Source organism: Mycobacterium simiae (assembly GCF_010727605.1).
Classification (GTDB): domain Bacteria; phylum Actinomycetota; class Actinomycetes; order Mycobacteriales; family Mycobacteriaceae; genus Mycobacterium; species Mycobacterium simiae.
On the sequence record NZ_AP022568.1, the window covers coordinates 4321099 to 4340894 of the forward strand.

Consider the following 19796-nt stretch of genomic DNA (forward strand, 5'->3'; position numbering starts at 1 on the left):
GGCGCGACTCATGCGGATACCGGTTCGCTGAACAGGGTTTCCAGGGAGCCGTCGCGCACGTCGGCGATCAGCCGCAATCCCAGCGCCTCTGCGCCCAGCGGCAACCGGATCAACGGCTGGGTATGGCGATCCAGCACGCTGACGTCGGACTCGTCGCAGAAGCCGAGCGCGCCGAGCAACTGGTGCGACGTGCGCAGCACCTGCCTTGCGGTGTCGGCGGCCTTGAACCGCAGGACCAGTGCGTCCGCGGAGTGCACCGTTAGCGGCAGCGATGCCGGGCGGCAGATGGTGTACTTGGCCAGCTCGTGCAGCCCACGCACGGCGACCGAGGCGTCCGCGACGGCAAAGCGCACGGCCTGGAAGTCTGCCAATGGCTTACCGAACTGGATGCGGGTCTGGACATGATCGGTGACGATGCGTAGCGAGCGCTGCACCGCTCCCAGAATCCGCCATGATCCCAGCACGAGATGTAGGTTAACGTCGGCGGCCGGAACCGTCCCGTCGGGTGTGCTCAACCTGGCCGGCACCAGGAACGGCCCCAGTTTGGCGGTTGTCCGCGACGTCGCTTGCAGCCGATACCGATTGCCGTCCAGGTCGGCGGCGATCCAGTCGCCGGCCAGATCGCCGTGATCGACGCGCGGCGCGTCCGGATTGACCAGAGCCAGCCGGGCCCCATCGACGGCCAGCAGTTCCTCGACGAGCGGATAGGGCACCACGTTTGCGCCGGCGGCCTGACACAGGACCGCCGCGGCCAGCAGATCGTCGGTTCGTGATCGGACGTCGAGTTCGAACGCGCCCAGGTCGCCCAGCGCACCGCGGGCGGCGTCGCGGACGCTGTCGTCGCTCTCGGCGCGTAGCGCGGCCTGCGGCCCGCCCAACCGATCGAAACGCTTGGCGGCCACCGCCGCGAAGTCGCTGATATCTTGTGGCAGCGTGGTTTTCACCGATGTTCTCCCAAAGCGTCTCGGGCCACCAGCATGCGTTGCACCTCGATGGTTCCCGAGGCCACGGTGGCGGCTTGTGCGTAGCGCCAATGGTCTTCGATCGCGCCGTGCAGGGCCGCCGAGGTGCCACCGTCCAGCGCGGTCGGCCCGAGCACGTCGAAGAGCAACTCGGCGACCTGCTGATCACAGGTGGTGGTGGCGATGCGCGCCGCGCTGGCCGCCGCCCCCGCCGACGGATCGTCCTGCAATGACACGGCGCGATACGCCAGCAGCCTCGCCACCCGCAGGTCGACCAGGGCCCGAACCCAGCGCGCCCGAAGCGATTCGGGCAGCAGGTCCCAATGATCGCCGAGTTCGTCCTGCAAGCGATGCAACAGCGACTCGCAGCGCGCGTACCGGGCAATGCCGACGCGCTCGAAGGCAAGCGCTTCGCGCATGACGCGCCAGCCGTCACCCGGCTCGCCGAGGACGTCACCGGGGAAAGCCTGAACACCGTCGAGGAACATCTCGTTGAGGTGATGCGGCCCCAGCATGGACGGGATTTGCCGCACCGTGAAACCGGGCCGGTCCATCGGGATGAGAAAGAGCGTGAGCCGCTTGTGCTTTGGCGCGTCGGGATCGGTACATGCGGCGAGGACGCACCAGGACGCCATCTGGGCATATGACGTCCACACCTTCTGCCCGGTGATGCGCCAGCAGTCCCCGTCGCGCACGGCCCGGGTGCGCAGGGACACCAGGTCCGTCCCAGCTTCCGGTTCGGAAAAGCCTTGGCACCAAATCACATCGCCGGAGGCGATGGCGGCCAGATGTTTGTCCTTCTGTTCGGCGGTGCCGTACCGCATCAACGCCGGACCGACCCAGTTTATCCCCATGTACTGCGGCCCGCGGGGTTCGTGCTGGGCCCACATCTCCTCGCGCAGCACCGTCTGCTGCCAGACCGAACCACCACCTCCGCCATGCTCTTTGGGCCAGGCCAGCGCCAGCAGTCCTTCGGCGGCCAGGAGTTTGCAGAACGTTTCGGTGGTGGCCAAGTCTTGCGGATCGTCGGTGCAGGCACCGAGAAAGTCGGGGGGCACATGGGTGGCGATCAACTCCCGCAGGCGGTGTCGCAGCTCGACGGCGTCCTCGCCGAGGTCATAGTCCATCGTCATCCCTTCGGCAGCCCGAGCAGTCGCTCGGCGATGATGTTGCGCTGCACCTCCGACGTTCCGCCGTAGATGGTGGCGGCAAGTGCGTCCTGACGTTCGAACAGCAAGTCCGCGTCGATGGTCGACTGGGGACCTTGCGCGGCGGCCGCTAACTCCCAAACACGTTGCAGCGTAACCGAACCGAGCAGCTTCATGACGTCGGCTTCGGGACTGGGCCGGCCGGCCAGTTCGTTGTCGAGCGCGCGATACCCGGTGGCACGCAAGGCCTCTGCATCGGCGAGCAGCGATCCGAGCTCGACGCACAGGTCCTGGCCCGCCGCGGCGGGCCCACGATCGGCCTCACGTACCGCATCGAGTCCGCGCTTGATCTCGACCCAGTTCATGATCCAGATCATCTGACGTTCGTGCTGCAGCGATGCCAGTGCGACGGTCCAGCCGCCGTTTTCCGGGCCGAGCAGGTTCTGCACCGGGATCTCGACGTCGTCGAGGAAGACCTCACAGAACGTCTCGTCCGAGATCGACGACATCCGAATAGGTTCGATGCGCACGCCCGGGGAGTGCAGATCGAGAATCAGGCACGAGATACCGCGATGTTTCGGCGCATCCGGATCGGTGCGTGCGTACAGCGTGCACCAGCGTGACTGGTGGGCGTGCGTGGTCCAGATCTTGTGGCCGTTGACGCGGTAAATGTCGCCGTGTCGCTCGGCGCGGGTGCGCAGGCCGGCGAAATCCGATCCGGCTTCGGGCTCGGACATGCCCAGCGCCCACCATTCGTCGCCGCGCAGCACGGGCACCAGCAGCCGCTCCACCTGAGCGGGTGTGCCGAACTGGCGGATGCCGGGTGCCGCGACCCCGGGACCCTGAATGTTAGGCAGCTTGGGAGCCGACCGCACCGCCCCCTCGATGCGTATCTCCATTGCATCGCGCAGGCCCAGCGATCGCCCGCCGTGTTCGCGCGGCCAGGTCGGCTGTAGCCAGCCGCCTTCGAAGGCCGCCCGTTGATAGTCGCGACGCAATGGGATGTCCCATCGGTAGCGCCGGTAATTCTCGTAATAATCGTGCGGCAGAAACGCGGTCAGCCAATCGGCGAACTCGGCGACCGGCCCCGAACGCGGCGCGGTGCTGGTCATGCGGCGCCTCCGGCGAACCGACAGCCGACCTCGTGATACAGCGCGCGACTGTCGCCCAACAGCGCCGACCCCTGCCAGGCGTGACGGGTGTAGAGGTGAGCGTCGTGCTCCCAAGTCTGCCCGAGCGCACCGTGCACCTGGACGGCGGTGCGGGCACACCCGACGGCCGCGTCACCGGCCGCCGCCTTGGCCAGTGCCGCCGCGATCCAGCCGTCGCCGGGCGGGGTGTCCGGATCGGTGAGACGGGCGGCTGCGGCGTAGGTGAGGCTGCGGGCGCGCTCGACGGCCACGTAGTTGTCCGCGAGCGCGTGCTTGACTGCTTGAAACGCCCCGATCGGCGTGCCGAACTGGCGGCGCGTCTTCGCGTGTTCGACCGAGCGCTGCAGTGCGGCGCTGGCCACGCCGACCAGGTCCGCGGCCGCCGCCACCAACGGTGCCGTCAGCGCCGATTCGAGGTTGACGGCGGCGGAAGCCAAGGGTGCGGCGTCGATCTCGACATCGGCCACCGGTTGAGCCGGGTCGGTGGACTCGCCGGGAATGACGGTCACGCCGTGACCAGCACGCACGACGACCGCGACGTATCCGTCGATGGACTTGGCCAGCGCGACGATCAGCTCTGCCCGGGACACGTTGGGCACCGCGACCGCTCGGCCGCGCACCCGCCCGTGCCGCAACGTCAGCGGCGCCGCGGCGAGCCGAGATCCCTTGGCCTGCACAGCCAGCGTCGCGACGGCGCCGTCGGCGATGTCGGTGAGTACCGAATCCAGCCCGGCCGTACGCAACGTGCCCGCCGCCAGTCCGACGCTGCTGAGCAACGGTATGGGGGCCAGTGCGGCACCGCATTCCTCGAGCACCACGACCAGCTCGACGGGTCCGTAGTCGCGTGCGCCGGGTGCGGCCAATTCGGTCCAGCCGAGGTCGACTACCGTCTTCCACAATGCGCGCCAGCAATGCGGATCCGTCAGTGCCTGCCGCGCCGCGTCAGGGGGGCTTTCGGTGCGCAGGATGTCGCGCACGCTGTCGCGCAGCGAGAGCTGATCGGAAGTCAACCCGACATCCATAAGACTCCTAACATAATAAAGATAGTAAACTAGCCGGGCTGTGGCAATCGGGACGAGCATTAGGTGGGCGGATGGTCGAGTGGTATCTCTTCCTGCCGCAGGTGCGGTTATCGGTCGGCGACATCACGGATCGGGCCCGCCATGCCGAGGCCAGTGGCTTCGACGGGATCGCGTTCATCGACCACCTCGAGGCTCCCGGGCTGCCTGGCGAAAGCATTTGGGAGGCAATGTCCGTCGCCACCTGGGTGGCGGCCAACACGGAGCGACTGCGGATCGGCCACCTCGTGCTGTGCGACGCCTTTCGGCATCCCGCCGTGCTCGCCAAACAGGCCGTCACGTTGTCGGACGCCTCGGGCGGTCGGTTCGATCTGGGGCTGGGTTCGGGGTCCTGGCCCGCCGAGTTCACCCGGTTCGAGGTTGGGCCCCAGGATGCCGTGACTCGCGTCCAGCAGCTCGGCCGGCACCTGGAGTTGATCAAGCAATACTGGGGCGACCGAACCCGCACCGACGGCGTCGTGCAATTGCCCAAGCGCACCCACCCGATACCGCTGGTTCTCGGCGGCAGTGGACCGCGGATGATGGAACTTGTTCGCCGGCATGCGGATTGGTGGAACCTACAGGCCGACCTGCTCGACCGGTTGCCCCGGCTGGCCCCGGCGGCGGGCGGCGCCCGAATCTCGGTGCAACAGATGATCGGTTTCGTGCGTTCCGGCGCCGACCCCGACGCGGTGCGCGAGGTCAGCACCCGCCGATTCGGCGCCTTGGGGTCGGGGCTAGTGTGCGGCGATGCCGACGAGCTGAGGAAACACTTCGCGCGGCTGGCGGATCAGCGGGTCGAGCGGTTCTACGTCTGGTTCGCCGACTTCGCGCCCGCGGACTCCCTGCACGAGTTTGGCGAAACGGTGATCAAAGCGTTCTCTGGCGCCGTCGACGCGCCTCGGTAGGAACCACCGGCGGCCGGGCGTAGGGTCCCCGCTGCACCGCGGAGAGTCGGACTTCCGGCAGGTCGACGGATGGATCGACGGTGTCCAGCCACGCGACCGTCTCGGCGCCGTCGGACACCTGGATCGCGTACATCTCGAATGGGACATCGTGCAACATCTCGGTTTCCACCGGACCCGGCGTGACGATGTGGACGGCGATGCCATCCCGATCGACCTCGAGCGCCAAGGCCCGCGCGAAGGCGTTCATGCCGGCCTTCGACGCCGAATAGGCCGTGCGGGCAGGCATCGGTTCGTGCGCCGCCGACGACGAGATGAACACCAGGCGCGAGCCGGCGCGCATCCGGGGCAGCGCGGCTGCGGTCACCACGAAGCAGGAATCCAGGTTGGCCGAGATAATGGTCTGCCACTGGGCAAAAGTCTGCTTGCGCGCATAGGTTCCGCCCAGCGCACCGGCGGCGTGGACGACCAGGTCGATGGTCTCCAAAGGGCTTATCGCAGCGGCAAATCCATCCGGATCCGACGCGTCGGCCACCAGATGAGCGGCCCCGATCTCCGCGGCCGCCGCGCGCAGCGGCGCCTCACGCCGTGCCGCCAGCACGACGTTGTAGCCCCGCTCGACCAGCGTGCGGCCGCACCCTTTGCCAATGCCGCCGCTGCCCCCGGTGACCAACGCGGTTCGCATGGCGTGCGTAAGTTCCTCAGGACTGCCGGATGCCCGGGGGGCGTGTTCCCGCACGTGAAAGAGATTGGGGCGACAGCGCATAGATCCGTTGCTGGGGATGGCCGGACAAGACATAGGTTTGGGTGTCGGCCAGATGACGGCCCGCAATGCGGCGGGCGCGATCGACGTCCCCCTCGGCGATCATCTCAGTGAGCTTGATATGAGTGTTGAGTACCGCCCGCCGTTGGGTGAGCGAAGGATAGGTGCCCCGCGCCGCGCTCTCGTCGGCCCATTGGCGTTCATGGCTGGTCCACAACGTCTCCAGGCTGCCGACCACCGCGATGATGGTGTGGTTGCCGCAACCCTGGACGATGAGATCGTGGAACTGGCGACCGATCTCGGTGAACAACCGGCCGTCGTCAAGATGTTCGGCCATGGCCTCGTTGACCTGCTTGAGTTCGGGCACCAGGGTATCCGCTCGGTCAGGGCGTTGCGCTGCCAGCGCCGCGCAGGCGGGCTCGAGTTCCTGCAGCGCCATCCCCAGGTCGGCGACCTCGACGGATTCGCTTTGCAGTAGCAGGCCGAGCATGTAGGCCGCGCTGGTCTTCGCCGGCGCATGCACGACGGCGCCGCCGCGGTTACCCCGCCGCACCGAAACCAGCCCCTCGGTCTCCAGGATGCGCAGCGCTTCACGCAGCGAGACCAGGCTGACATTGAACTGTTCGACCAGCACTTCCTGGCGCGGCAGCAGGTCGCCATCGGCGAGTTCGCCGTCGATGATCTGGCGGCGTAGTTCGTCGGCTACGATTTCGGCGATCCTCGGCGCCGACAAACGGCGGCGGGCGTCGGGACCAATTCCCAGGGCGGTCATCCAATCCTCGCAGGAGCAGCGGGAAGAGCGACGCGATCCGGGCCCGCGCACTCAACTGGCCTAGCTATTTTAGCAGTGATGATATAAATAGCATCTCTGATCGCGCGTCGGTCGGAAGGGGCGGATGCAGTTGACCCAAGGATCCGATGACCGTGCCACGCCGCTGTGCGAATTGCGCGTCGTCGAGATCAGCAATCGGATCGCCGGCAGCTATGCCGGCAAGTTGCTGACTGATGCCGGAGCACAGGTCCGCAAAATCGAGCCACCGCAAGGAGATTGGTTGCGGCGGTACACCGCGACCTGTTCCCCGGTGGCTGACGGAGTGACGTCCCCGTTTTACAGCTACCTCAACGCCGGCAAGCGCAGCATGACCTTCGCGCCCGGTTCGGCGCGATTTCGTGCCGAGCTGGCCGGTGCCGAGGTGATCATTGTCACCGCCGGTCCGGCGGGTGCCGCCGAGCTGGGCATCGATCCGGTGCAGCTGCTGGCCGACGCGCCGCGGACGATCGTCGTCACCATCTCCGATTTCGGCTGGACCGGACCCCATGCCGACCGTGCCGCGAGCGAATTCACCCTGCAGGCCTGGGCGGGCTCGCCCGGCTTCCGCGGTGATCCCGCCGGACCCCCGATCGCGATCGGCGGTGACCTGGGGGAGTACATGGGCGGCGCATTCGCCGCATTCGCCGCGCTGGCCATTCGCCGACGCGTCGAGAACGGCGGTGCTGGCGAGCATCTCGACCTGTCGATGCTCGAGGCGCTGACGTTGATGCAGAGCAGCGAATGGCTACATTCGCAGTTGTTGGGGGTACCCCCGGTCAGCCGCACCACCGAGGTCCCGTCGATCGAGCCGGCCAAGGACGGCTACGTGGGGATCACCATGGTCACCGGGCAGCAATGGCTCGATTTCCTGGCGATGGTCGAGTGCCCGGAACTGGAAGAGATTGAGCAACTACGTTTTCAGATCGGGCGTTGGGCCTACCGCGATCTGATCCGCGAGCACATCCGACCGTGGCTGGCGCAGCGGACCGTCGCGGAGATCGTCGAGCTCGGCCAGCTATTCCGGCTGCCGATCGCCGCGCTGGGCAACGGCGCCACGATCCGTGCGACGGAGTACGCCGTCCAACGCGGAGTCTTCCTACCGAACCCGGCCGGCTTTCATCAGCCCCGCGCGCCGTGGCTGATGTCGGTATGCGCCCCCGCGCCGATCGGCGGCACCGCCGCTCCCGGCGTGGACAATGACGAACCCGCCTGGTGCGCAACTGAAACCACAGAGTCTCGGGCGCCCCGAGCGCGTCCGTTGGCCGGCCTGCGGATCGTCGACCTGACCGCCTTTTGGGCCGGACCGGCGGCGACCCACCTGCTGGCGGCATTCGGCGCCGACGTCATCAAGGTGGAGTCGATCCAGCGGCCCGACGGCATCCGCTATTCGGGCGGGATGCGCAAGGACGTGGACGACTGGTGGGAGTACGGCTGGGTATTCCACGCCATGAACACCAACAAACGGTCGATCACTTTGGATTTGGGCTCCGACGAAGGCCGCCGGTTGTTCACGCGATTGGTGGCCGGTGCCGACGTGGTGATCGAGAACTTCTCGCCGCGAGTGATGGAGCAGTTCGGCCTGACGGCGGACGTGCTGCTCGAACTCAACCCCAAATTGGTGGTCGCGCGGATGCCCGCGTTCGGATTGGACGGCCCGTGGCGCGAACGAGTCGGTTTTGCTCCCACCATGGAGCAGCTTGCCGGCCTGGCCTGGGTGACCGGAGTTGCAGACGCACCGCCGGTGACGCCGCGCGGTGCCTGCGACCCGCTGGCCGGCGTGCACGCTGCTTTCGCCGTGCTGGCCGCGCTGAGCTTTGCCGAACGCACCGGGACGGGTCAGCAGGTCGAGCTGCCGATGCTGGAAACGGTGTTGAATGCCACTGCAATTCAGGCCATCGAGGCCGAGGTGTTCGGGAAGACGTTGAGCCGCCGCGGCAATCGAGGCCACGGTGGGGTGCTGCAAAACCTGTACCGGTGTGCCGGCGCACCAGCGACCGATGATTGGATCGCGGTCACGGTGCGTGACGACGACCAGTGGCGCGCCCTGGTCGAGGTGATGCAACGGCCCGCGTGGTGTGCCGAGGACTTGGCCACCTTCGAAGGCCGGCGCGCCCGCGCCGACGACATCGACGCGCGACTGCAGCAGTGGTTTGCCGCGCAGCCCCTGGCATCGACGGTGGAGCGGCTGGCCGCCGCCGGTGTTCCCGCCGCGCCCGTCGTCTCGCCCTCGCTGGTGACCGAAAATCCTCAGCTGCGCGCGCGGGGGTTCTTCGAAGAGATGCAGCATTCGAGCGTCGGGTCGGCCCTGTATCCGTGCCCGCCGTTCGCCCCGTTGTCCGGGCAAGATCGGTGGTTATTACGGCCACCGCCGCTGCTGGGTCAGCACAATGCAGAAGTGCTGCGCGAGCGGTGTGCAGTGACCGACGAAGAACTTTCGGCCCTCGCCGCCAGCGGGGTGATCGGAACCCGTCCCAAAGGCCTATAGGAGGCAGCCATGCGTGTCATCGTCGACGAAACCCTGTGTGAGGCCAACGGGTTTTGTGAATCGCTGGCCCCGGAGGTGTTCGAGCTGGGCGATGAGGACGTCGTGCAGATCGCGGACGGACCGGTACCGCCACGCCTGGAGATCGACGTTCGAGCCGCGGTGGATCAGTGTCCGAAGGCCGCATTGCGGTTGCAGGACTGAGTCAGCGGCGCTGCGTCACCGAGATCGCCATTTCGTCGTAAATCGACATGTTGGTGGTCAGGTTCGGATGTGACACCTTGGCGGGCCCGATCTCGATGCGGTCGCAGCGCAACAACAACTCGTCCAGCACTGCGCGCAATTCCGCGCGGGCCAGCATCGCGCCCAAGCAGTGGTGTGGCCCGCCGCCGCCGAAGGCGACGTGCGGATTGGGTTGTCGCCCAATGTCAAAGGTGAACGGCGAGTCAAAGACCTCCTCATCGCGGTTGGCCGAACGCAGCATCGACACCACCCGCTCGCCGGGTTTGATGTGCTGGCCGTCCATCTGTACGTCAACCTTGGCGGTGCGCGTCCAGTACGCGACCGGCGATGCCCACCGCAATACCTCTTCGACCGCGCTGGGCCGCAGCGCTTCCTGCTCGCGATACCGTTGCATCTGTTCGGGATTGGCGACAAATGCCTGCAGCCCGATCGCCAACGCGTTCTTGGTGGTGTCGCTGCCGGCGAAGGCCAATACGAAGAAAAAGAACTCGAGTTCATTGGCGGGCAGCCGGAACTGCTGGCCGTCGTCGCCGGTGATCTCCGCGGTGGCCAGAGTGCTCCAGATGTCATCGGTGGGATTGCGCCGCTTCTCGGCGGTGAGCTCCATCGCGTAGCCGAAAACCGAGGCAAACAAGTCGAGCTCCACTCGGTCGCCCGGGCGCGACTCGGGCGCCGCCTTCAGGATGCGGTCGAAGATGTCGAATATTCGCGGCCGGTCCTGGTCCGGGATGCCGATGATGTCGCCGATGACCGTCATCGGCAACGCGTCGGCGACGTCGTTGATCCAGTCACCGCCACCCCGGGCCAGCAGGTCGTCGATCATTCGGGCCGCCCGCGCCCGGATGCCGTCTTCCAGCTTGGCGATCGCCCGCGGATTGAAGGCGTTCGAGATCAACTTGCGGCGCTTGTTGAGCTCCGGCGGGTCCAACGTGATGATCGTCGGGGACGCCGAGAACATGGCGACCGGCCCGATGAGGGGGCCGTCGGCCGCGGTGAACGACTCGGTGTCGCGGTGCAGCCGTACGGCGTGCCGGTGTTTGGTCGCCACCCAGAAATCCCGGTGCACTGTCTCGGCCACCCCGGGGGTCAGCTCATGCCGGAAAAGCGGCCTGGCCGACCGCAATTCGGCGAACACGTCGTCGGGAAAACCGTTCCGCCACAGGGCGAAATCGGAGAGATCCACTGCAGCTGCGGTCATGCATAACCCCACTGTCCCGGCGCCACGCGGCGCCTCATTGACGTTCAATGCTTAAAATAGTAAAAATAGACCCTAGTCGGCCGCGTGAGAAATGGAGTTCTCGTGGCGAACACGCTCTCGGAGTCGGACCCGTCGGAACGCGAGTTCGGACCGTCCGGCATTGCGCTGTCCACCTATCGGTTCCCGACCGGGTGGTTCATCGTCGCCTTCGCGGGCGACGTGCAGCCCGGCGACGTCAAGCGCCTGCACTACTTCGGTGAAGAGCTGGTGCTGTTCCGCACAGCGTCGGGCAAGGCCAGCGTGTTGGACGCATACTGCCAGCACCTCGGGGCCAACCTGGGCGTCGGCGGCACGGTCGAAGAGGAGAACATCGTCTGCCCCTGGCACGGCTGGCGGTGGCGCGGCGACGGCAGCAACGCGTTGATTCCGTACAGCAAGATCGGTTGCAAGAACAACGTTCGCATCCGCAGCTACCCGACCACCGAGTGGTATGGCTTCATATTGGTCTGGCATGAGCGGCACGGCCGCGCACCGTACTGGCAGCCGCCGGTGCTGCCCGAGCTGGAGACCGATGAGTACTACCCGCTGCACCCGCACACCCAGATGCTCAACCGGGTCAAGGTGCACCCACAGATGATCATCGAAAACGCCGCGGACCCATACCACGTGCAATACGTACACAAGGCCGCCAATCCGGCCACCACGGCATCGTTCGAGGTGTCCGGTTACCACCTGCACGCCACCGTCAACGCGCATTTCGGCGGCGGCCGGGCCAAGACGTGGTTGACGCCGAACGGGCCGGTGGACGCCAAGATCATCTACGACAACTATTCGCTGGGCCTGGGGGTGGTTCGCTTTCCCAGCGAACTGGTGGCCACCGTGCAGGTCACCGGGCAGACACCGGTCGACGAGGACTACACCGACTACTTCTATACCCAGGCCTCCGTTCGCGAGCCCGGGGATACCGGCGACGTGCCGACCGGCCGCGCCGCCCGATTTTTGGCGCTGCAGCAAGAGGTCATCAAGCAGGACTTCTTCACTTGGGAAAACATGAAGTACCTGGAGAAGCCGAACCTGGCGCCCGAAGAGGCGCACGACTACGCGTCGCTGCGGCGGTGGGCGCATCGCTTCTACCCCGGCGCCGAGCCGTCCGCGAACGACTTCGGATACACCTCCGACGGTGCGCCCGACCCCGCCGCCGCGAAAGCCTGATGCCGGGGCCCGCCGCCTTCGGCGTCGATCGATTCACCGTTCCGGCCGTCCTGGACCAGCGGGCGGCTCAACATCCGGACCGGGTGATGATGTCGATCGGCGGAATCGACGTGACCTTCGAGCAGATGCGCCAGCGCAGCTGCGCGGCGGCGTACATGCTCGCGTCGATGGGGGTGGGGCGCGGTGACGGCGTGGCACTGTTCACCGCCACCTGTCCGGAATGGGTTTACTTCTGGCTGGGCGCGGCCCGCATTGGCGCCGTCAGCGCGGCGGTCAATGCCGCCAACAAGGGAGACTTCCTGCTGCACACGTTGCGGCTCGCCCGTCCCAAGGTCATCGTGACCGACACCGGACTGCTGACCCGCGTGGTCGAGGTCGCGGCGCGGCTCGACTCCGCGACCCAGATCGTGGTGCGCGACGATTCGTTGCGCGAGGCCCTCGAGCGCGACGCCCTCGAGCGCGACGCCGGCCGGCCCGAGGCCGACGACCCCGCCCCCGACGAGGTGGGCGCGCTGTTCTACACCTCGGGCACCACCGGTCCCTCGAAAGCCGTTGCAACAACCTGGAATTACCTGTTCTCGGTGGCCGCGACGGTCGCTGCGGCGTGGCAGCTGCGGCCCGGCGAGGCGCTATGGACGGCGATGCCGCTGTTCCACCTCAGCGCGGCCCCCAGCGTGCTGGTCCCGATGCTGCTCGGCACAACCACGGTGCTGGCGCAGTCTTTTCGTCCCGGCGCGGTGTGGGACGACGTCCGCGCCCACGGGGCCGTCGGGTTCGCTGGCGCCGGCGCGATGGTGTCGATGCTGCAGAACCTGCCCCCCGACCCGCGGGATGCGCAATTGCCGCTGCGATTCATCTCCGCCGCACCGATCGACGCGAGCTCCTATCCCGTCATCGAAAAGCGCTACGGCTGTCGCATCGTCACGATGTATGGCATGACGGAGGCGTTCCCGATTGCGGTGCAGGGCGTTTCCGACAACGGCGTTCCCGGGGCATCGGGACGACCGAATCCCAACTTCGACGTGCGCATCGTCGACGACGACGGCAATCCGTTGCCCGCAGGCCGGGTGGGCGAGATCGCCTGCCGACCCAGGCACCCTCAGGTGATGAGCGAGGGGTATGTGGGTGAGGACGGGCGCGTGCAGCCGCACCCGGAATGGTTTCGCACCCGTGATCTCGGCCGTCTCGACGCCGACCAAAACCTGACCTATCTGGACCGAATCAAGGATTCGTTGCGCCGGCGCGGGGAGAACGTCTCCTCGGTCGAGGTAGAACGCACCGTGCTGGGCCACCCCGCCGTTGCCGAGGCCGCCGCGATCGGAGTGCCCAGCGAGCTCGGCGAAGACGATATTCTGCTGGTTGTCGCGGCACGCCCGGGCGCGGCCCTGGATTGCATCGAGTTGCTGGATTTCTGCGCCGCCCGCATGCCGTATTTCTGCGTGCCCCGATACGTCGAGAGGGTCAACGAACTTCCGAAGAATATTCTCGGACGGGTACGTAAAGACTTGTTGCGGGCCAAGGGGTTAACTGATGAAGTCTGGGATCGGGAAACTCATGGCTACTCGGTCAGGAGATAGGTTAGTTTGAAGTTTCGTCGTTCATTTGGTTTTCATCTCGGGAGAGGCTGGCGAGCAAGAGATGACACTGACCTACCAACAAGAACAGTTCCTCAACGCCGCGACCGGCCGCGACGCGATCCTGAATCTGAACGCTCGGCACAATCGCGCTTACTCCGACGGTGACCGGGACCGCTGGATTGCCACTTTCCGCCATTCCGGCGCCAACTTCGTCCGGGACGGCGAAGAGTTCACCGATCTCCGGTTGGGTTTCGACGGCGGCGACGGGCAACGCCTGGTGACCGTCGACCACGAGATCGCCATCGACGGCGTCAACGCGGTACAGCGCTGTGTCGCAGTGCTTTTCGCCTCGTCATACGGCGATGTGTCGCTGCGAGCAACTGGTACCTACCGCGACGAACTGGTCTATGAGCGGGGCGGCTGGTACTTCGCCTCCCGCAATCTCACCTGGGATGCGGTGCCCAGCCGGCACCCACTCGTCATGTGAGCGACACCGATACGTGGATCCCGACGTCAGCTATCAATTAGCCTTCGGCACGTACGAAGACGCGCTGCGGATGGTCGGCGTGGCCAGCGAACCGCGCGCGGCGGCAACGCCGGTCAGCGGTGCGCGGATCCAGCTGTTCGCCTCGATGATTCACGACGGCAATCGCTCCTACTGGGACGCGGAGTTCGCGCGCCGGCAGTGGGGCGGCCTGCTGGCGCCGCCGGCGCTGTTGATGGGATGGCTGATACCGCCGCCGTGGGCTCCCGGCGGTCGGCCGCCTGCCCCGTCGCTGATCCTGCGAGTGCCATTGCCGGGCACCACATTCATCAACGCCGCCAACGACGTGGAGTTCTTGGAACCCATCATCGAAGGCGACGTGCTTAACGTCGTCGAGGAATTGGTCTCGGTGTCACCGGAAAAGCAAACGCGGCTGGGTGTCGGCCATTTCATTGAGACACTACAGACCTACCGCCGCCAGGACGGGGCCATCGTCGCCCGATCGCGTAATACGTTGTTCCGATTCACCCCCGGAGCGCCGCAATGACGGCTGCGGACCTGTGTTGGAACGACATCACCATCCCGGTCGACCTGCCGGAAGTGATCGACGAGATCAGTTATCAGCGGGTGGTGGAGAACGCCGGGGCGACATGGGACTATTTTCCCGGTCATTTCGATCCGAAATACGCTGAAGAGCAGGGCAACCCAACAATTTACGTCAACACGATGCATCTTGCCGGGTTCGCCGACCGGGTCGCTACCGACTGGGCCGGACCGCGCAGCCGGGTGGTGCGCCGCTCGCTGCGGCTCGCGAGCTCCATCTATGCCGGCGACACAATGATCGGCCGGGGCCGAGCGGTGGCCAAGCGCCGTGACACCTCCGTCGATCCACCGCGCTGCCTGGTCGACATCGAGATTCATGTGATCAACCAGCATGGCGCGCTCTGCTGTCCGGTCGAACTCACGTTGCAGCTGCCCGGTGGATGACGGCGTAGCCGCGCTGCATCTGGCAGTGTGTCGACGCTTCGGCGAGGCGGTTGCCGCGGCGCACGGCAAATGGGATCGTCGCAGCCCGTGCGATGGCTGGGATGCCCGCGGGGTACTAGAGCACGTGATCGGCTTCCACGATGCACTCCTGCTGCGGCCCTTGGGATTAAAGCCGCAACGGCCTCGAGACGAGCCACAAGTGCGGTGGCGGTTGACCTATGACAGCCTCACCGGAGCCCTTGGGGCCGGCGAAGTCGTCGGGCTGGCGGCACACCGGTTAATGCCGAACCTGACACGAGATGTATTGGTGCACACTTGGGACCTGGCACGAGCTATCGGGGCCGACGACCGGTTGAACCGCGATTGGTGTGAACTGTTCTACACCGGCTCAACGACCGGGCATGACGCCTTGATCGCGTCCGGCATGTTCGGCCCCCCGATTGCGGTGAGCGACGAACTGGACGTGCAGGCCAAACTCCTCGCACGCCTTGGCCGCAACCCGCTTTGGCCGAATGCCCTATAACGGCGGCAGTTGCCCCTTGCACACCAGCGTCTGGAGCTCGACGTACTCCTCGAGACCTTCCGGGCCGAATTCGCGTCCGAGGCCCGATTGCTTGAAGCCGCCGAACGGGGCGCCGATGTCCAGGGTGTACATGTTGATGCCATAGGTGCCGGTACGAACCCCTGCCGCGACCTCGAGGCCGTGGGCGATGTCGGAGGTCCACACCGATCCGGCCAGACCGTAGTCGGTGTCGTTGGCGATCCGAATGGCATCGGCCTCGTCGCGGTAGCGCAGCACCGTCAGGACCGGGCCGAAAATCTCCTCCCGAGCGATGCGCATGTCGTTGGTAGCGTCGGTGAAAAGTGTTGGCCGGACGTACCAACCGCGTTCGGCCGGGCTGTCCTCGCCGCCCAGCACGATGCGGGCGCCCTCGCGTTGGCCGGACCTGATGTAGTCCTGAACCCGTCGTTGCTGTCGTTGTGCGACCAGCGGTCCGACATCGGTGGTTTCGTTCGCCGGGTCGCCGACATTGAGCGACGACATCATGGCTGCTAGCGCGTCGACGACGTCGTCATGTCGCTTGTCGCTGACCAGGATCCGGGTCTGGGCCACGCACGCCTGACCGTTGTTCATCAGCCCGGCGGACTTCAGCCCGGCGACGGTCTTGGCAATGTCCGCGTCGTCGAGAATGATCGCCGCGGACTTGCCGCCCAGTTCCAGGCTCACTCGTTTGAGCTGTTCTCCGCACAAAGCCGCGATGCGGCGCCCTACCGCACTGGAACCGGTGAAGGCGATCTTGTCCACGCCGGGGTGGCGCACCAGCGCCTCGCCGATCTCGGGTCCGCCCGGCAGCACCGACACCACGCCTTCGGGCAGGTCGAGTTGTTCGATCATCTCCGCCAACCACAAAGCGTCCAAAGGTGTTTCGGGCGCCGGTTTGATGATGACCGTGCAGCCGGCGATCAACGCCGGGATCAGCTTGGGCATGATCAAGAACTGTGGAACGTTCCACGGCACGATCGCCCCGACGACGCCGACCGGCGCCCTGCGCAGGTGCACTTCGCCCAGCACACCGTGGCGGCGTTCGGTCCACGGGAACTTGCGGGCGTCCGCCAGGTGGAGCTGAATCAGCGTCGCTGCGGCCGCCGCTTGACCCAATCGGCTGAAACTGAGGGGTGAGCCCATTTCGTCGGTGATGAGGTCGGCCATCTCGTCGAGGTGGCGGCCGTAGATCTCGGCCAGCTGTTCGACTTTGGCCATCCGATCGGCATGGGCCAGGCGGGGCCATGGCCCGTCGTCGAAGGCCTGCCGTGCGGCGGCGACGGCGGCGTCGACATCCTCGCGTCCGGCCACCTGGACGTGGCCGATCGGTTCCTCGGAATGCGGCGAGATCACGGCCAGCTGTTGCGGGTTCGCGGGTTTGCGCCACTGCCCCCCGATGAAAAGTTCGTTGTAGGTCCGGTGGTCGGAATTGTCTGGCATCGGGGCACTTCCTTACGGAGGAGATGAGGCCGTGACCGTAACGCTATTGACGCTAACATAGTGAAAAAAGGATGATGGCGCCGTGGTAAGGAAGCCGTCATGAGTACCGATTGGCGCAGTTACCCGTTTCAGTTGGTGCCCGGGGACAATCAGCTGGATTTCCCCGCCGCCGAGGGTGAACATCCCGACCAAGAGTCGGACACGTGGTTCATCGCCGGCCAACTGCAGGCCGTCCAGAGTGACCGGTCGTTCGCCTTCCTGACCATCTTCAACAAGAACCAGCCTGGGGGCACCGTTGTCGCCGACTTTTACACGATGGCCCTGTTCGATCTGGATTCCGGCGACTACGGGACGTTCACCGATTACGACATGCCGCCGAAGAACATGGAGCCGGGGGCACAGCGCAAAATGACCATGGCCCCAGGTTATCTCGATCTGAGCTACCGCAGCAGCGCCGGCACCGCGTCCTGGACGACCTGTCGTGACGGTAATGGCGAATTGTTGCCCTATACCTATCGAGTCAGCCTGGTCGGTCAGGACCATCAGGGTCGATCCATGCGGTTGGATCTGGTCGTCACCGCCACGCGTGCGCCAACCCCGGTGGGGGCATCGACCTACAACGGCAAGATCGTCTGCTTCGGCCAGAGCGACACCTACTCGTACTTCCAGACCGGCATGTCGATGACCGGGACGTTGCGCTGGGGGGACACGGTCGAGCAGGTCTCCGGCAGTTCCGGGCATGTCGACCGGCAGTGGTTCCCTAAGTACGCCGGTGGCGGCGGCAGCGGGGGAGACCCGCGAGCCCGCTCGCATGAATGGCGCACGATCAATTTCGACAACGGGGTCGATCTGAGCATCTGGCGGCAGTTCGACCGCGCGAATGGCAATGCGCTGCAACCGTTTACCGGCATCACGACGAGTCATCCCGATCCGGCCATCGCGCCGGAGTGCGCCGAAGACGTGGAAGTCACCGTCAGCAGCTACGTGCGCTGGCCGGAGAGGGTACGGCCACTCCTGCGTCCGCCGGCACCGGCGCGATACCTGCCCGATCGTCATAGGATCACCTGCGCCACACTGCAACTCGACCTTGTCGGGGAACCGCTGGTGGCCGCCCCGGCCCATGGCCTGCCGATCGAATACATGGAGGGCCCCTATCGGTACCGCGGCACGCTGTGGGGCAAGCCAGTCAGCGGCTTCGCGTTCAACGAGCGCTCGCTGGCGCTGTACCGGGACTGGGAACTTGTCGAGGTGCTCACCACCACCGTGTCGAACATGGAACCGGCCGACCGGGAGCTGCAGATGACCGCCGGGCTCCTGGTGCAGCTGGTGGCCAGGGGGCGCCGATCAGAAGCGGTCGAAATGCTGACCATGGTGCGACAGACCCAAAGCGAGCCAGTCACAACGCTTTTGGGCGATTTGATCGCGGTGCTTTCCGAAGCGGAGTCAGCCAGCGACGGCTGACTCCTGCAGTGCCTGGGCCCAGGCGAGGTGGCGATGCTGCAGGCCGGGCTCGTTGCGGCCGAACACCAGATGGTCGCGGGCGCCCGAGGTGAGATTAGCCTGCAATCCCTCGACCAGCCGGTAGTCCTCGTCGCGCACCGTGGCATGCGCGTAGTCGAAGACGGCCTGCGCGCCGGCCGCCACGGATTCCTCGGAGAGGTCCAGCGGCGTCGAATTCTGGTGCACGGTGATCGATCTGCCGGGCTGGTCGCCGGGGTAGATGCGGAACAGTTCACCGTTGGCAATCGTCACCGACAGCACGATGTTGGGAAACAACGCGTAGATCACCACCAGGTTGTGGAACGGGTCCCACTGTTCCTCGGGGATGTTCTCCAGCTCGAGGATTGCATTGAGCGGGAAGACCAACCGGTGGTGAGGTCCGTAGCAGTCGAACACCGTGCAGTTGCTGCGGGCGATGGTGGCGAACGTCTGGCGGTGCACCGTGGCGAAGTGGTAGTTCTCGGCGAAGGTGTCGACGGCCAGCTTCCAGTTGATCGGGGCGTCGAGCACTTTCTCGCCCAGCGGAGACCAGCGGCCGATGCCCCACGAGTCGAGTTCATCGGCGAGCGGTCCCAAATGGGCGGCGACATCGAGGGTCGCGGTCGAATCCAGCGCCACCCACAGGAAACCGGCGAATTCGTCGGCCGGCAGTTCGGCTAGCCCGTCGGACTTCAGCGTCGCCTCCGGGAAGCCTTCCCGGCCTGGCAGGCCGACAAGCTTGCCGGTGTTGTCGTACGTCCAGGCGTGATATGGACACGTGAACCGCTTCGCGGTGCCGCACCCCGTTGCCACCGGCGACTGTCGGTGCAAGCAGACATTCTCGAAGGCCCTGACCGCACCGTCGGACGCTCTGGTCATCAAGATCGATCGCCCCATCACCGTCTTGGTGCAGTACGAGCCCGGCCTGGGCAGCTCGGAGACGTAACCGACCAACTGCGGGCTGGCGAGCATCAGCGCGCGGTCGCGGTGGTGGCGTTCCACCGAGGTGTAATCGCGGGCGTCGACGGTGTGTTGGCCGGGCGCGAGGTCGGTCGTCTTGTCGCGGGCCAACTTCAATGCCCGCCGGGTCAGGTCGATGAGCTGGTCACGGTCCATCACACGCTCCCTCGTCGCTGTGCTCTGTCGACGCTAACTTTATAAAGTTAATTGTGACAACAACAATGGCGGTTGGGACCTTCGGTGTGTACTCCTGGCTTTCGGTGTGCGACCTGGGCGGCGTGCTCGCGGCGTGTCGTCGCCCACCATGCACACGCAGGGCCCGCGGCGCACACCCAATGCCGGCGCGCACACGCAAGGCCGGCGGCTCGCAGTTGAACTGCCAGTTGAACCCG

At 66.1% G+C, this 19796-nt stretch carries 19 protein-coding genes; 10 read left to right on the plus strand and 9 right to left on the minus strand.

What is annotated here, in order from left to right:
* Positions 1-8: 8 nt before the first annotated feature.
* The 4 genes from G6N33_RS20270 to G6N33_RS20285 are packed head-to-tail and all read right to left on the minus strand — an operon-like array spanning position 9 to position 4283.
* The gene (locus G6N33_RS20270) at positions 9-944 is read right to left on the minus strand and encodes an acyl-CoA dehydrogenase family protein (protein WP_044507210.1); all 936 of its coding nucleotides are present in this window, start codon (positions 942-944) and stop codon (positions 9-11) included.
* Positions 941-2089 carry an acyl-CoA dehydrogenase family protein gene (locus G6N33_RS20275; RefSeq protein ID WP_044507209.1) on the minus strand — a complete coding sequence of 383 codons (1149 nt, stop codon included), beginning with the start codon at positions 2087-2089 and terminating at the stop codon, positions 941-943. The genes G6N33_RS20270 and G6N33_RS20275 overlap by 4 nt, the downstream gene beginning before the upstream one ends.
* 2 nt (positions 2090-2091) lie before the next feature.
* Positions 2092-3222: an acyl-CoA dehydrogenase family protein gene (locus G6N33_RS20280; protein ID WP_044507207.1), complete on the minus strand. Its 1131-nt coding sequence runs from the start codon at positions 3220-3222 to the stop codon at positions 2092-2094.
* Positions 3219-4283, minus strand: coding sequence for an acyl-CoA dehydrogenase family protein (locus tag G6N33_RS20285; protein WP_044507205.1), 1065 nt, complete (start codon positions 4281-4283; stop codon positions 3219-3221). Before G6N33_RS20285 ends, G6N33_RS20280 begins: the two co-directional genes overlap by 4 nt.
* Positions 4284-4354: 71 nt before the next feature.
* Between G6N33_RS20285 and G6N33_RS20290 the strand changes: the two genes are divergently transcribed.
* Entirely contained in the window at positions 4355-5227 is an 873-nt protein-coding gene (locus G6N33_RS20290; RefSeq protein WP_044507203.1) for an LLM class flavin-dependent oxidoreductase, read from the plus strand.
* Here the strand turns inward: G6N33_RS20290 and G6N33_RS20295 are convergent.
* Complete coding sequence (locus G6N33_RS20295) at positions 5190-5909, minus strand: SDR family oxidoreductase (RefSeq protein ID WP_101528555.1); 720 nt, start codon at positions 5907-5909, stop codon at positions 5190-5192. The two genes, G6N33_RS20290 and G6N33_RS20295, sit on opposite strands and share 38 nt — an antisense overlap.
* A 16-nt stretch (positions 5910-5925) precedes the next feature.
* Positions 5926-6759 carry a FadR/GntR family transcriptional regulator gene (locus G6N33_RS20300; protein WP_044507200.1) on the minus strand — a complete coding sequence of 278 codons (834 nt, stop codon included), beginning with the start codon at positions 6757-6759 and terminating at the stop codon, positions 5926-5928.
* 124 nt (positions 6760-6883) lie between these two features.
* On the opposite strand from G6N33_RS20300, the gene G6N33_RS20305 reads away from it, so the two are divergent.
* Together G6N33_RS20305 and G6N33_RS20310 are read left to right on the plus strand one after the other, a co-directional pair.
* Positions 6884-9283, plus strand: a complete 2400-nt coding sequence (locus G6N33_RS20305; RefSeq protein ID WP_044507198.1) for a CaiB/BaiF CoA-transferase family protein — start codon at positions 6884-6886, stop codon at positions 9281-9283.
* A gap of 9 nt (positions 9284-9292) precedes the next feature.
* Positions 9293-9484 (plus strand): ferredoxin, encoded by a 192-nt coding sequence (locus tag G6N33_RS20310; RefSeq protein WP_044507197.1) that lies wholly within the window; start codon positions 9293-9295, stop codon positions 9482-9484.
* 1 nt (position 9485) lies between these two features.
* On the opposite strand, the gene G6N33_RS20315 is transcribed toward G6N33_RS20310, so the two are convergent.
* A complete protein-coding gene (locus tag G6N33_RS20315) occupies positions 9486-10721 on the minus strand; it encodes a cytochrome P450 (RefSeq protein WP_044507195.1) in 1236 nt (411 codons plus the stop codon).
* 102 nt (positions 10722-10823) lie between these two features.
* On the opposite strand from G6N33_RS20315, the gene G6N33_RS20320 reads away from it, so the two are divergent.
* From G6N33_RS20320 to G6N33_RS20345, 6 genes are all read left to right on the plus strand, one after another.
* Entirely contained in the window at positions 10824-11933 is a 1110-nt protein-coding gene (locus tag G6N33_RS20320; RefSeq protein ID WP_044507193.1) for an aromatic ring-hydroxylating oxygenase subunit alpha, read from the plus strand.
* Entirely contained in the window at positions 11933-13510 is a 1578-nt protein-coding gene (locus G6N33_RS20325) for an AMP-binding protein (RefSeq protein ID WP_044507191.1), read from the plus strand. Before G6N33_RS20320 ends, G6N33_RS20325 begins: the two co-directional genes overlap by 1 nt.
* A 61-nt stretch (positions 13511-13571) precedes the next feature.
* Positions 13572-13997 (plus strand): nuclear transport factor 2 family protein, encoded by a 426-nt coding sequence (locus G6N33_RS20330; RefSeq protein ID WP_044507189.1) that lies wholly within the window; start codon positions 13572-13574, stop codon positions 13995-13997.
* Positions 13998-14067: 70 nt separating this feature from the next.
* Entirely contained in the window at positions 14068-14541 is a 474-nt protein-coding gene (locus G6N33_RS20335; RefSeq protein WP_231382660.1) for an FAS1-like dehydratase domain-containing protein, read from the plus strand.
* Complete coding sequence (locus tag G6N33_RS20340; RefSeq protein ID WP_044507184.1) at positions 14538-14981, plus strand: MaoC/PaaZ C-terminal domain-containing protein; 444 nt, start codon at positions 14538-14540, stop codon at positions 14979-14981. Before G6N33_RS20335 ends, G6N33_RS20340 begins: the two co-directional genes overlap by 4 nt.
* The gene (locus tag G6N33_RS20345) at positions 14974-15504 is read left to right on the plus strand and encodes a maleylpyruvate isomerase N-terminal domain-containing protein (RefSeq protein WP_044507183.1); all 531 of its coding nucleotides are present in this window, start codon (positions 14974-14976) and stop codon (positions 15502-15504) included. The genes G6N33_RS20340 and G6N33_RS20345 overlap by 8 nt, the downstream gene beginning before the upstream one ends.
* On the opposite strand, the gene G6N33_RS20350 is transcribed toward G6N33_RS20345, so the two are convergent.
* Positions 15499-16965 (minus strand): aldehyde dehydrogenase, encoded by a 1467-nt coding sequence (locus tag G6N33_RS20350; RefSeq protein WP_044507181.1) that lies wholly within the window; start codon positions 16963-16965, stop codon positions 15499-15501. The two genes, G6N33_RS20345 and G6N33_RS20350, sit on opposite strands and share 6 nt — an antisense overlap.
* A gap of 99 nt (positions 16966-17064) precedes the next feature.
* Between G6N33_RS20350 and G6N33_RS20355 the strand changes: the two genes are divergently transcribed.
* Positions 17065-18426 carry a secreted hydrolase gene (locus G6N33_RS20355; protein ID WP_044507179.1) on the plus strand — a complete coding sequence of 454 codons (1362 nt, stop codon included), beginning with the start codon at positions 17065-17067 and terminating at the stop codon, positions 18424-18426.
* On the opposite strand, the gene G6N33_RS20360 is transcribed toward G6N33_RS20355, so the two are convergent.
* Complete coding sequence (locus tag G6N33_RS20360; protein WP_101528557.1) at positions 18409-19560, minus strand: aromatic ring-hydroxylating oxygenase subunit alpha; 1152 nt, start codon at positions 19558-19560, stop codon at positions 18409-18411. The genes G6N33_RS20355 and G6N33_RS20360 overlap by 18 nt on opposite strands.
* Positions 19561-19796 lie beyond the last annotated feature (236 nt).

Excerpts from the sequence above, each read along its gene's own strand:
- G6N33_RS20300 (WP_044507200.1), bottom strand. The coding sequence starts at position 6,759 with ATGACCGCCCTGGGAATTGGTCCCGACGCCCGCCGCCGTTTGTCGGCG.
- G6N33_RS20315 (WP_044507195.1), bottom strand. The coding sequence starts at position 10,721 with ATGACCGCAGCTGCAGTGGATCTCTCCGATTTCGCCCTGTGGCGGAAC.
- G6N33_RS20305 (WP_044507198.1), top strand. The coding sequence starts at position 6,884 with ATGCAGTTGACCCAAGGATCCGATGACCGTGCCACGCCGCTGTGCGAA.
- G6N33_RS20280 (WP_044507207.1), bottom strand. The coding sequence starts at position 3,222 with ATGACCAGCACCGCGCCGCGTTCGGGGCCGGTCGCCGAGTTCGCCGAT.
- G6N33_RS20355 (WP_044507179.1), top strand. The coding sequence starts at position 17,065 with ATGAGTACCGATTGGCGCAGTTACCCGTTTCAGTTGGTGCCCGGGGAC.
- G6N33_RS20275 (WP_044507209.1), bottom strand. The coding sequence starts at position 2,089 with ATGGACTATGACCTCGGCGAGGACGCCGTCGAGCTGCGACACCGCCTG.
- G6N33_RS20335 (WP_231382660.1), top strand. The coding sequence starts at position 14,068 with ATGGTCGGCGTGGCCAGCGAACCGCGCGCGGCGGCAACGCCGGTCAGC.
- G6N33_RS20340 (WP_044507184.1), top strand. The coding sequence starts at position 14,538 with ATGACGGCTGCGGACCTGTGTTGGAACGACATCACCATCCCGGTCGAC.
- G6N33_RS20350 (WP_044507181.1), bottom strand. The coding sequence starts at position 16,965 with ATGCCAGACAATTCCGACCACCGGACCTACAACGAACTTTTCATCGGG.
- G6N33_RS20290 (WP_044507203.1), top strand. The coding sequence starts at position 4,355 with ATGGTCGAGTGGTATCTCTTCCTGCCGCAGGTGCGGTTATCGGTCGGC.
- G6N33_RS20295 (WP_101528555.1), bottom strand. The coding sequence starts at position 5,909 with ATGCGAACCGCGTTGGTCACCGGGGGCAGCGGCGGCATTGGCAAAGGG.
- G6N33_RS20330 (WP_044507189.1), top strand. The coding sequence starts at position 13,572 with ATGACACTGACCTACCAACAAGAACAGTTCCTCAACGCCGCGACCGGC.
- G6N33_RS20325 (WP_044507191.1), top strand. The coding sequence starts at position 11,933 with ATGCCGGGGCCCGCCGCCTTCGGCGTCGATCGATTCACCGTTCCGGCC.
- G6N33_RS20360 (WP_101528557.1), bottom strand. The coding sequence starts at position 19,560 with ATGGACCGTGACCAGCTCATCGACCTGACCCGGCGGGCATTGAAGTTG.
- G6N33_RS20285 (WP_044507205.1), bottom strand. The coding sequence starts at position 4,283 with ATGGATGTCGGGTTGACTTCCGATCAGCTCTCGCTGCGCGACAGCGTG.
- G6N33_RS20310 (WP_044507197.1), top strand. The coding sequence starts at position 9,293 with ATGCGTGTCATCGTCGACGAAACCCTGTGTGAGGCCAACGGGTTTTGT.